General features: G+C 44.8%; 7 protein-coding genes. 3 read left to right on the top strand and 4 right to left on the bottom strand.

All coding sequences use genetic code 11. The features are described from left to right. Positions 1-90 precede the first annotated feature (90 nt). Positions 91-2,052 carry an alpha-L-arabinofuranosidase C-terminal domain-containing protein gene (locus PALPR_RS01700; protein ID WP_013443872.1) on the bottom strand — a complete coding sequence of 654 codons (1,962 nt, stop codon included), beginning with the start codon at positions 2,050-2,052 and terminating at the stop codon, positions 91-93. Between the two features lie 475 nt (positions 2,053-2,527). Between PALPR_RS01700 and PALPR_RS01695 the strand changes: the two genes are divergently transcribed. Next, positions 2,528-4,756: a glycoside hydrolase family 3 C-terminal domain-containing protein gene (locus PALPR_RS01695; protein ID WP_013443871.1), complete on the top strand. Its 2,229-nt coding sequence runs from the start codon at positions 2,528-2,530 to the stop codon at positions 4,754-4,756. Positions 4,757-5,070: 314 nt separating this feature from the next. On the opposite strand, the gene PALPR_RS01690 is transcribed toward PALPR_RS01695, so the two are convergent. Then, positions 5,071-8,079, bottom strand: coding sequence for a PEP/pyruvate-binding domain-containing protein (locus tag PALPR_RS01690; RefSeq protein ID WP_013443870.1), 3,009 nt, complete (start codon positions 8,077-8,079; stop codon positions 5,071-5,073). A 209-nt stretch (positions 8,080-8,288) separates the two neighbouring features. Here PALPR_RS01690 and PALPR_RS01685 point away from each other — a divergent pair, with 209 nt between their 5' ends. Continuing rightward, the gene (locus PALPR_RS01685; RefSeq protein WP_013443869.1) at positions 8,289-10,277 is read left to right on the top strand and encodes a glycoside hydrolase family 97 protein; all 1,989 of its coding nucleotides are present in this window, start codon (positions 8,289-8,291) and stop codon (positions 10,275-10,277) included. Positions 10,278-10,439: 162 nt separating this feature from the next. Here the strand turns inward: PALPR_RS01685 and PALPR_RS01680 are convergent, their stop codons facing one another. Next, on the bottom strand, positions 10,440-10,772 hold the full coding sequence (locus PALPR_RS01680; protein ID WP_013443868.1) for a nuclear transport factor 2 family protein: 333 nt from the start codon (positions 10,770-10,772) through the stop codon (positions 10,440-10,442). A 12-nt stretch (positions 10,773-10,784) separates the two neighbouring features. Then, entirely contained in the window at positions 10,785-11,573 is a 789-nt protein-coding gene (locus PALPR_RS01675; protein ID WP_013443867.1) for an SDR family oxidoreductase, read from the bottom strand. A 127-nt stretch (positions 11,574-11,700) separates the two neighbouring features. On the opposite strand from PALPR_RS01675, the gene PALPR_RS01670 reads away from it, so the two are divergent. Next, on the top strand, positions 11,701-12,069 hold the full coding sequence (locus PALPR_RS01670) for a winged helix-turn-helix transcriptional regulator (protein ID WP_013443866.1): 369 nt from the start codon (positions 11,701-11,703) through the stop codon (positions 12,067-12,069). Positions 12,070-12,204 lie beyond the last annotated feature (135 nt).

Genomic DNA, 12,204 nt, shown 5'->3' with positions numbered 1-12,204 from the left:
CTCCTACCCTTTTCTCCAAAAGCAAAAGCAGGTGAACCAGAACCGGTTCACCTGCTTTTTTCTTATTCAATGATTTGTTTATCAGCAAAATTAATTCTGCAACCTGTAAACCGCAAAGGTTTTACTTTCCAGCTTAACATTAAGCACATTGCCTTCCAAGGTCACGGGAGTTTCTACCGGTACAACCGCGTAAGGATTGTCCAGCGTATTTTCCATATCCAAATCGGGAGAATGCAACTTTGTACAAGTGCTTTTGGCAAAAGCAACGCCTTTTTTTAGACCCGCTAGCGTTATACTCACCGATTGCTCTTTGTCACTTGTATTGGCTACTTTGATTATGTACGCCTTCGCCGTTTTGTCCCATGCCGCAGTGGCATAAAGTCCGTCTTTACCGGTCACTGGTTGATTATTTATTGTAAGTGGCAACACATTTGTGCCTTTATTCATTCCATAAAGTTGCTGCACGTAATAATTCACAGACCGAACACTGCGCAGGTTATCAAACCAAATCAGATCCGGACGCCACTGGTAACCATCCACATGAGCAAACAACGGAGCATAGGTACACATCTGAACTAAATCGGCATTACGCTCAAAACCGGTCATGAAAGCAGCTTCACACAAAGCCGATTCAAAATTATTCTTCACGCTCTGAACATGGCAGGCATACTCGCCGGCAAATACCTTTGGACCTTTGCGATCGTAAGCATCATAGCGGGTAGCGTTAGTCAAAAACCATTTCGGATCTTTGTAATAATGCTCATCTACCAAGTCGGTTTTCAGACGTTTCATTTCTTTCCAACCAAACTCAAAATCTTTACCATCGGGGCTTGGTCCAGCCGATCCGATAATTTTGAAAGTCGGATATTTTGCACGAATAGCTTTGATAAAAGGCTCCAGTCGTTCAGGATAAAGCGTACCCCACTGCTCATTACCAACAGCCATCACTTTTAGATTAAACGGTGCAGGGTGACCCATATCGGCGCGTAGTTTGCCCCATTTGGTGGTAACATCTCCGTTGGCAAATTCTATCAGATCAAGTGCATCCTGTATATAAGGGTCAAGTTCTTTGACAGAAGCGTGTGCTTTTTCGTCTTTGTTCTGAAACTGACAAGCCAGTCCGCAGCTCAACACCGGCAGAGGTTCGGCTCCAATATCTTCGGACAACTGGAACAATTCAAAAAAGCCCATGCCGTAGGTTTGAAAATAATCGGGGAAGAAACGGTGCGTAAAAGTGTACTGCCAGCGGTTTTCGTTCAGCTTACGGTTTTCAACCTGACCAACGGTATTTTTCCACTGATAGCGTGTTTCCAAATCGGTACCTTCCACAATACATCCGCCGGGAAAGCGAAACACACCGGGGTGCAAGTCATACAATGCCTGCGCCAGGTCTTTGCGTAATCCGTTTTCACGTCCTTTCCATGTATCGACAGGGAAAAGCGACACATGATCCAAATCAACCGCAGCTTTGGATGTCAGGAAAATGCGCAAACGTGCTTTGGCTTCAGTTTTGGGAGCTTTTAAAATCACCTGATATTTTTTCCATTCCTTGGAGTCAAATGTCAGATTTTCCTTGACCAGTACGTTGCTTGCACCATCGATCAGTTCCACCCTGATGCTTCCGGCTCCTGCTTCGGGCAATCGAGCCCAAACCGAAAAGCGGTAAGTGGCATTCTGCTTCACAGCTACGCCAAAGAAACCTTCGTTGTCCAGTCCTGTTTGCTTATCGCTATGACCTGCTTCGTGTAGTCGGACGAAATGCGGGTTGTTCGTAAATGCCGGTTTGTCGTCGCGCACTTCTACTTTTCCGAAACTTGTCCATCCAAGCAGGCTTTGTGGAAACTCGAAAGAGCGGTTTTTGATCATTTCGGCATACAATCCGCCATCGGCTCCGTAATTAATATCTTCAAAAAAAATACCATACATGGTTGACTGAATGGGCGAGCCCACTTTTTTCACATCAACCTGCATGTTCAGTGTTTGAGAAATGGTTGGCTGAGTTCCCAGTAAAGCGGAAAACAGCAACGCACCAAAAAATAATGGTCTTTTCATGCTTAAATCTGTTATTTTAAATTATTATCTGATGAAAATCAACGGTATCTCGATACAAGAAAAAAGCTACAAACAATTAAACAATGTGGTTTAGAATCATGAAAGGATTCAATGTAATTTGTAAATCGGCCTAGCCAATAACCACGGGTAAAATCCGTGATATAAGTATAAATAATCTGAAGCTCCAATGAGATTCAACCCATAGTTTCTAGATATTGAACCCCATTCGGGGTTCTGATTCCAGTTGAGTTATTTCCACGGGTTACACCCGCGGTTATTCACATTCAAGTCCTTCGGACTTGACAAATTGACTACAGCCCCAAAAGTCAGGCAAAGATATTATTTTTAATTGCAAGTTTGCTTGCGTTATATCATTCAGAGTCTCAAATTCGGTAGAAATTGCTCTGTTTATTGAGTAGTCAAAATAATTAATTATGCTATCTTTGCCTGACAATAAAAAATAATACCTGAAAAAATGAATATGACATCCAACTTCTCCAAAACTTTCTGCAGAAAATTGCTCCCTCTGCTAGGCTTTATCCTACTCATCCAACCCTCAGCCGTAAACGCTCAAAACGCGGTAAAATATCCTTTTCAGGATACCAGCAAAACGATTGACGAACGGGTAAAAGACCTGGTTTCGCGCCTGACGCTGGACGAAAAAGCGGGACAAATGTTACACAACGCACCCGCCATTAAGCGACTGGGAATACTCCCCTACAGTTGGTGGAATGAAGCGCTTCACGGAGTAGCCCGCACAGGCCGAGCCACCGTATTTCCCGAAAATGTAGGCCTAGCAGCCACATTCGACGAAGACCTGGTGTACAGAATAGGTCAGGCTATTTCGGACGAAGCATGGGCAAAGTATAATATTGCGCAACGATTGGAAAACTACGGACAGTATTCAGGGATTACTTTCTATGCACCCAATGTAAATATATTCAGAGACCCACGCTGGGGACGCGGACAGGAAACCTACGGCGAAGATCCGTTTCTGACATCACGCATGGGAGTTGCTTACGTAAAAGGTATGCAGGGAAACGACCCTAAGTACCTTAAAACTGCCGCCTGTGCCAAGCACTACGTTGTACATTCGGGTCCGGAAGCACTACGCCATTCGTACGATGCCGAACCGCCTATGAAAGACTTTATGGAAACCTACGTGCCTGCATTCGAAACATTGGTGAAAGAAGGAAAAGTAGAAAGCGTGATGTGTGCCTACAACCGCACCTTTGGGAAACCCTGCTGCGGCAGCTCGTTCTTACTGCACGATTTGCTGAGAGAAAAATGGGGATTTACTGGCTATGTAACCACCGATTGCTGGGCTATTCAGAATTTCTACCTGCACCACGGAGCTGCTAAGGACTCGTTGGAAGCCTGCGCACTGGCTATAAAAAGCGGAGTGAATCTGAACTGCGGTAACGAGTTCAACTACCTGCCGGCTGCTGTCAGAAAAGGACTGGTGACCGAAAAAGAAGTAGATGAAGCATTAAGCCAGCTGTTGCGTACCCGTTTCAGACTCGGCTTGTTCGATTCGCCCAATGAAAATCCGTATGCCAAAATCAAAGAAGAAGTGATCGGCAGTCAGCAAAACATAGACCTGGCCTACGAAGCGGCTGCAAAATCGCTGGTACTGCTGCAAAACAAGAACAACACGCTGCCGTTGAAGAAAGATATGAAATCGCTGTACGTGGTAGGACCTTATGCCGCTAATCAGGATATTTTGCTTGGCAACTACAACGGGGTAAACAGTCGCCTCACCACCATTATGCAAGCCATTGTAGGCAAAGTAAGTGCCGGAACGTCGGTAAACTACCGTATAGGGGTTGAACCCAGCGCACCCAATAAAAACAGCATGAACTATTCGATAGGAGAAGCTGCCGATGCTGATGCAGTGGTAGCCGTATTCGGTATTTCTGGCGTATTCGAAGGCGAGGAAGGTGAATCGACTGCTTCTACCAGTCGTGGCGACCGCCTGGATTTGAACCTGCCACAAAATCAGCTCGACTACCTGCGCGAGTTAAAGAAAAAATGCAAGAAACCCATCATTCTGGTACTTACCGGAGGTAGCCCGATATGTACACCCGAGTTGGCAGACATGGTAGATGCCATTTTGTTCGTGTGGTACCCGGGTCAGGAAGGCGGACATGCTGTGGCCGATGTGATTTTTGGCGATGTAAACCCATCAGGACGCTTGTGTATCACTTTCCCTAAATCGGTGAGTCAGCTACCGGCGTTTGAAGACTACAGCATGAAAGGACGCACCTATCGCTACATGACCGAAGAACCGCTTTACCCCTTCGGGTTTGGTCTGAGCTATACAAACTACAGCTACAGCAATATCAAAACCGATAAAGATAAAATCAAAAAGGGCCAGTCGGTACACGTTACCGCTACCGTTAGCAACACCGGAAAAACTGCCGGCGAAGAGGTGGCGCAACTTTATATCACGGACGTAAAGGCCAGTGCTCCTACTCCACTTTATGCACTCAAAGGCACAAAACGCGTAAAACTGGCCGCGGGCGAATCGAAAGAGGTTTCGTTTGAAGTTACTCCGCAAATGATGGAGCTGGTAACCGTAACGGGCGAAAAAGTTATCGAACCCGGCGACTTCAAAGTGTACATTGCCGGAAGCACACCTTCTGCACTCTCCATCAAACTGGGTGGTGCAGCTCCCGTATCGAAGACTTTCAGTGTGAAATAACATGCTCCGCACTTATCCAAATTCAGCAGAACCTCCATAACAGTTGTCGTGGAGGTTCTGCCGTTTGTAGAATCTTAAAAACAGTTGTTTGGGAACATCTATAACTTGTAGAACCTTGAAAACAGTTGTTTTGGAACATCTATAACTTGTAGAACCTTAAAAACAGTTGTTTTGAAACATCTACAACTTGTAGAACCTTGAAAACAGTTATTTTGGAACATCTGACGGAAATAATAGACCAAAAACAGTTGTTTTCTAACAACTGACGAGTGTCAGAGCCTTCAAAACAGTTGTTTTGAATCTTCCGCCGTCAATTATTCAGGTTTCAACAACACTCCTTTGTTCTTGCGTCCGTCCACTTTCATCACTATCGGTTTGTCGAAGCGCACATGACGGATATAGTCCGACTCGTACACGGCTGGCTGAGCATTGAGGTAGGCAGTATCGTAGGTACCATCCTGCTGATAAGGATTAATGGTGAAATACGCCACCCCAAACGATGTAAGGTTCTGAAAAAAGTGCGTCCCCTGACTCGGATCGACCCGATAATTCGACAAGCCCGATTCCACAATCAGGCGGGCATTGCTGATGTGAGGCCATTTCACCGGAATGCCCAACCACGGATCTGCAGAGCCCCATCTGCCCGGACCTACCAGAGCGTAATGTCGATTTTCGGCGATTAGTTGGCGGTTAATACGTTCAATTTCGGTGGTTATCTTCGGATTATTGGCTGCGCTGAAAGCCTCGGGTTTCACGTAAACCAAATCGTAAAGATCAGTTGTCACACCATGTCCCAAAGCGCTTTTACAAGTGATAATGGCATTCTCGTCGGCAATAGCGCCAATATCTTCGTTTATCATTTCCTTGCTGTCCACTATCGGACGGATTTGCAGCAGGTAAAACACATGTTGCTTAGCCGGTGAATAATCCAGGTTCACGGCAAACTCTATTTCTATCGGTCGTCCCATTTCGGCTTGGGCTATCCGCAGCACCTCTTTCAGTATGTCTGCCAGCGGAAACACATCGTGCTGTAGTATATTGGCAAAGGTTATCACCTTGTGCCCACCATCGTAGAGGCCGTTCTGAATCACATTGTCCTGTAGGTTGTAGGTAGAAGCTATGTATTGCAGCGTACCGTCTTTCAGCGCATCATCAACAGGCACTTTCAGCAGATTAAAACCATCGTCCACCTGCGGCACAAAGTTGGTTTCGTTCAGATCCAGTGCATTGAAGAATTTCTGCGTTTCGCGTAGCGTTAGTTCAAGCGTACTGGTTTGTAACACATTGTTAGGGTAAGCCGGCGAGAAGCGCAAACTCATGCCACCATCCATTATGTGCTTGCCCAGCCCCATGGCTATATTGGCAATACCGTCCTCCGGTTTCTCCGCCCCTATGGGGTAATAATTCAGCGAGCGCGCCACCCCCGAAAACGAAGGATAAAAGCGGTTATCATAAGCGTTTCCGCATATTTCCTGCAACACGATAGCCATTTTTTCTTCGTCTATCACATTCTTGGTAGCCGTCATGTATGCTTTGCTGTCGCGATAAAACACCGAGGCATACACTGCCTTGACGGCTTCGGTTATCATCACCAGCATGTGGGTTCGGCTTTGCGGATTATAGGGCACCATGTACGTGGAGTATATTCCCGCAAAAGGCTGGTAGTGCGAATCTTCCAGCAAGCTCGACGAACGAACGGCAATGGGCGAAGCGATAGCTCCCAGAAAAGCGTGCAAGTCGGCAATGAGTTGCTGTGGCAGGCGCGCCTTCAGAAAGTGCGCCAGTATGTCCTCGTCCTGCATGTCCGACAAAGCCAACGGATAAAGCTGATTCAGCTCCATAAATTCCGTAAAGTTATCGGTACACAATACCACCGTTTTGGGGATGGTTATCTGCGTATGTTCAAAATTTTCGAAACTCTCATTACGTTTTATCATGGCATCGATAAATGCCAGTCCGCGCCCTTTTCCGCCCAATGAACCTTCGCCAATGCGGGCAAAGTTGGAGTACTGGTCAAACCTGTCGCGCTGAAAAACGGCCACCACTCCCCTGTTCTTCACCTTGCGGTAATGCACTATGGCATCGAATATGATTTGTCGCACTCGTGTCAGGTCGCTGGCCACATCGTTGTCCACATTGATGTTTTTCAGAAATTCTGCCAGCGGAAACATGGCGCGCGAATATAGCCATCGCGATATATTATTGCGCGACACATGATAATAAAGCGATTCGTTGCTGATGCTGAAAATCGTTTCCTGCAAGCCCCGCAGGTTTTGCACCCGGGCTTCTTCTTCGCCGGTAATGGGATGTATAAACAAAAAATCGCCAAACCCGAAGTTGTCCGTTATTTTCTCACGCAGTTCCAGCAGCAGGGTTTTGGACATCTTGTTCAGGAATGCAGCTTTAAGCTCATCGGCAGCAGCATGGTTAGCCTCTTCGGTCGACTCAACTATGAGCGGGATATACGAATCCTGAAGGCGAATGGCTTTACACAGGTTGATGCCCGCGGACTTGTTTTTCATGCCGTCTTGCGAGTAACTCACATCGGTAATCACCCCCAGCATGTTTTTCTTGTATTTTTCGTAAATGGCCATGCCCTCTTCGTAGGAACGCGCCAGCAGAATCTTAGGACGTCCGCGCATTCTGAGCATTTGTTCGTGCTCGTTGAGCGCCTCGGTCATAAATGAGCGCGACTGCATAAACACGAATTTATACAAATGCGGTACAATGGACGAATACCACCGGATGGAGTCTTCTACAAACAAAATAACCTGCACACCCACCGAGTTCACATCCTCCTCCACGTTCATGCGGTCTTCTATGAGCTTAATGATGGCCAGCAGAATATCTGAATTGCCCAACCAGCTGAACACGTAGTCGATGGCGCTTACATCCTCGTTGGCTATGCGCTGCGATACCGATTTGGAGAAAGGCGTAAGCACCACAATGGGAATATCGGGAAATTGCAACTTCACGCTTTTAGCCCATTCAAAAGGATTGATGCTGTCGCCACTGGGCATGGAGATAATCAGTTCAAACTTGCGCTCAGCCAGTAAGGCATTGGCTTCTTCGGCCGTGGACACCAACGTGAAGCGTGGCGGATAGCGCAGGTTGAGCGACGTATATTCATTAAAAATCTGTTCGTCGATGCGTCCGTCTTCCTCCAGCACAAAAGCATCGTACTTACTGGCATACAGCAGCACATTGTAGATGCGGTGCGTCATCAGGTTAGCAAAAGACGTATCTTTGAAATACAGTTTTTTTATGCTGGGTGAGTTCATTGGATTGGCAGTTTGAAGATTCACAGTAACGAAATGCGACATAGCAAAAGTAATAAAAGGATTTAATCTATAGCCGTAAAACGAATAAATATTTAACCCCGATGATTTCCTGTCATTTCATGCCACATATTGGCAAAGAATAAAATCCTATAAACTCATCATGCAATAAAGTACTGCATTACGATAAAAAAATACTGCCATAACTAACACTTATTATTTATATTTGTACAATTAATTATTCTGATACAAAAATGAAAAACAAACTAACCGGATTAATTGTCGCATTGTTATTGAGTTCATCGATTCTCAGTGCGCAAAAAACAAAAGATTTCGACCTAAAATCGCAAGATGGAAACATCACACTACATGTAGTCGCTGGTAAAAAACTCGTATGGTCGGTACAACTCAAAGGCAAGCAAATCATTGCCCCTTCAGCCATGTCACTGCAACTGGGAAACGGAGACGTATTGGGCGATAATGCTAAAGTCAGTTCAGCGAAAACCGAAAAGATTAATACCACATTTAAGGCTTTGAACTACAAGAAAACTAACGTTCAGGATGTGTACAATGAACTTACACTGACTTGCAAGAACGATTTTGGCGTGAAATTCCGTGTTTACAACGACGGTGTGGCTTATCGATTCTTCACGAAGAAAAAAGGCGAAATCGTAATAAAGAACGAAGAAGCCAACTTCAACTTCACACAAGATTACAAAGCATTTATTCCCTATATGTGGGATTATCGCGACGGAAAAATCTTCAATTCGTCATTCGAAGCACTGTATAAAGAAACCAAAATTTCAAAATTTGCGACCGATTCACTGGCTTTCCTCCCGCTTATGGTGGACGAAGGCGATAACAATAAAGTGGTGATTCTGGAAGCCGATCTGGAAGATTACCCCGGCATGTACCTGAACCTGAACGACACCCACAAAGGTTTTATGGGCGTATATGCACCTTATCCGTTGGAAACAAAAATGGGTGGATATAACAATATGAACGTTATCCCTACCAAAAGAGCCGAATACATTGCTAAAACCAACGGAACCCGCAGTTTTCCATGGCGCGTGGTGGTTATCAGCCAAAGCGACAAAGAATTATTAAACAACGACATGGTGCAAAAACTGGCTTCTCCGTCCAGAATAACCGATGCCTCGTGGGTTAAACCCGGACAAGCGGCCTGGGACTGGTGGAACAACTGGAACATTACCCATGTAGACTTTAAAGCAGGCATCAACACCCCTACTTACAAGTATTATATCGATTTTGCGTCAGCCAATAAAATCAGTTATATCATTTTGGACGAGGGTTGGTCGGTAGAAGGAGATTTGAGCAAAGTTTCACCGGCTATCAACCTGAAAGAAATTGTGGACTATGGAAAACAAAAGCATGTGGATGTAATTCTGTGGGCTACCTGGTCGAACATTGCCAGGCAAATGGATGAAATCTTTCCACAATACTCAAAAATGGGTGTGAAAGGGTTTAAGATTGACTTCTTCGATCGCGATGATCAGGTGGTGGTTGCTTCTACCTATGCCATTGCCAAAAAAGCTGCCGAATATCATTTGATGGTAGATTACCACGGTATCTACAAACCAACAGGTATCCAGAAAACCTATCCAAACGTTATCGGTTTTGAAGGCGTGAAAGGCATGGAAAACTATAAATGGGCTACCGAAGACCAACCACGCTACGCGGTGAGCATACCGTTTATCCGCATGATGGCAGGCCCGATGGATTATACACCGGGGGCTATGCGCAATGCTATCAAAGCCAATTACCATCCGGTTTCCTCAGCGCCTATGAGCATGGGAACACGATGCAACCAACTGGCTATGTACGTCGTTTTCGAAGCACCATTCCAGATGCTGGCCGACAACCCTACAATCTACATGAAAGAGCAGGAATGTACCGACTTTATTACCGGCGTTCCTACTACCACCGACGAAACAGTGGCTCTCGATGGCGAAGTGGGAGAATATGCAGCGCTGGCACGACAGAAAGACGGGATTTGGTACGTAGGCGCAATGACAAACTGGAATAGCCGCCAACTCACGCTCGATTTTTCTTTTTTGCCAGAAGGCAACTACAAGGCCGTAGTATTTTCGGACGGAATTAATGCCGACCGCGACGCTACCGATTACAAAAAAGAAACAAAAAGTATAAAATCCGGCGACAAACTAAAAATACAACTGGCACCCGGTGGCGGATGGGCAGCCCGGATTGAAAAGATTCACTAATCACTACTTAAGCCACCGCTGGCGCGGATTTGTAATCCGTGCCAAGACAGATAAAGAGAACAATTTGTAATAATATGGAGTTGGCACGGGTCGCAGACCCGCGCCAGCATGGGGAATAATTTCAACCTATTAATTATAATGTATTTCAATCAATCCCTTTTGCTAAATTGAAACTTTCAACGATTGAATAAATCCGTCGATAAATACCAGGTGATAGTGCAACACAAGGGGGCTACCGTCAAAAGAGCCCGAAACTTCAGCCGATAAAACACCGGTTAACCCTGTTTCAGTATATCTAACAGGCTTCATAATTATTTTATAATTCTCATTGGCATTTTTAATCCAACGCTCTATTTCGGTTCTGCCGTTGTAGGTTTGGCCTTCATCAACAACCACAGCTGTTTCCGCAAAACAATTGGCATAAACTATACTGTCATGCCTGTTCTGCGCTTTTACTAATTCTGATACTACTTCAGGTAAATTCATTGTTTCCATTTTTTATTCTTTTTAAATTGTTGGTATTGTTCCTCCGTCAATGACGTATTCCGTTCCTGTCAGATAGCCTGCACGGGGTGAAACCAAAAATCCAACCAGTTCAGCCACTTCTTCGGGTTTAGCCGGCCTGCCATAAGGTATTCCACCCAAGGCATCCATTACGCTTTGAGTTGCTTGTTCAATTGTACTGTTCGAGCTTTCGGCAATTCGCTCCATCATCTTAATGGCAGATGTTGTCATAATCCATCCGGGCGAAACAGTAAGTACCCGAACTCCTTTGGGCGAAACTTCGTTGGATAAAGCTTTGCTATAATTAATCAGCCCCGCTTTGGCTGCTGCATAAGGTAAGGTAGATTCATACAGAGGCAATTTTCCCTGAATGGAAGCTATATGAATAATAACTCCATTTTTCTGCTCAATCATTTGCGGTAAAAAGCCTCTGTCCAATCTAACCGGTGCTATTAAGTTGGTTTGAATCGTAGTTTCCCAGTCCTGATCTGTCAAAGCCCTAAAACCTCCGCCGGACGTTTCCGAGCCACCCAGATTATTTACAAGAATATCAAGTCTACCGAATTTTCCCAGAATTTCGTCCACTACCTTCTGTGTTCCTTCGGGTTTACTCAGGTCAGCAGAGATAAAATGAAGTTGCTTATTTTCTTCAGGTACATTTCTTGCCGTAATGATGACAGTTGCACCGGCATCCAATAATCTTTGAGCAATTGCTTTTCCCGCACCTTTTGTTCCACCTGTCACTAAAGCAATTTTATTGGACAGTTCGTTATTAAAATTAAATGGTTCCATATTTCTATTATTTTTGATGACAAAATTAGGGTATACAGTCAGGCTGAGCAAGTACGGAAAATCGAATTGCATAGGGATAAATTTATCACCTATTGATTATTTTGGAACATTGCATTATATTTGTTGCATGTATGAAAGAAAAATTCCATTGAATTTAAATTGCGGTCTCGACCTTATTGGCGAGGTACTTTACGGCAAGTGGAAAATCCGGTTGATATGGTTTATCAACGAGGGTTTTCAGCGACCGAGCGAACTACAACGTAAAATACCGGATGCTTCCAGAAGAGTACTTAACATACAATTGAAAGAACTAGAAGCACATGAGCTTGTCACCAAAGTGATTTATGCGCAAGTACCGCCTAAGGTTGAGTATAGCCTTACCGAATTTGGAAAAACACTAATTCCTGTTATTTCAGCTCTGGGGTATTGGGGTGATGAGCATCAGGAACGCTTACGAAATCTAATTCTGCAAAATATATCATCAAATCAGATTTAATACAGAATTATTGATTTGATATCTTACGTTTTTCTTCATATAAATAATGGAAGAAAGCCGTATCCTCACAGATTTTCAGCGCAGTTTGTCATAATCCCCCGCTGGCGCGGATTTGTAATCCGTGCCAAGACACAG

Origin of the sequence: Paludibacter propionicigenes WB4, from assembly GCF_000183135.1 — a bacterium.
Taxonomy (GTDB): domain Bacteria; phylum Bacteroidota; class Bacteroidia; order Bacteroidales; family Paludibacteraceae; genus Paludibacter; species Paludibacter propionicigenes.
This window is presented reverse-complemented; position numbering and strand designations above follow the sequence as displayed.

Bases quoted from the DNA above. Each gene is read 5' to 3' on its own strand.
- PALPR_RS01680 (WP_013443868.1), bottom strand. From the start codon at position 10,772: ATGGAAACAATGAATTTACCTGAAGTAGTATCAGAATTAGTAAAAGCG.
- PALPR_RS01675 (WP_013443867.1), bottom strand. From the start codon at position 11,573: ATGGAACCATTTAATTTTAATAACGAACTGTCCAATAAAATTGCTTTA.
- PALPR_RS01695 (WP_013443871.1), top strand. From the start codon at position 2,528: ATGAATATGACATCCAACTTCTCCAAAACTTTCTGCAGAAAATTGCTC.
- PALPR_RS01700 (WP_013443872.1), bottom strand. From the start codon at position 2,052: ATGAAAAGACCATTATTTTTTGGTGCGTTGCTGTTTTCCGCTTTACTG.
- PALPR_RS01670 (WP_013443866.1), top strand. From the start codon at position 11,701: ATGTATGAAAGAAAAATTCCATTGAATTTAAATTGCGGTCTCGACCTT.
- PALPR_RS01690 (WP_013443870.1), bottom strand. From the start codon at position 8,079: ATGTCGCATTTCGTTACTGTGAATCTTCAAACTGCCAATCCAATGAAC.
- PALPR_RS01685 (WP_013443869.1), top strand. From the start codon at position 8,289: ATGAAAAACAAACTAACCGGATTAATTGTCGCATTGTTATTGAGTTCA.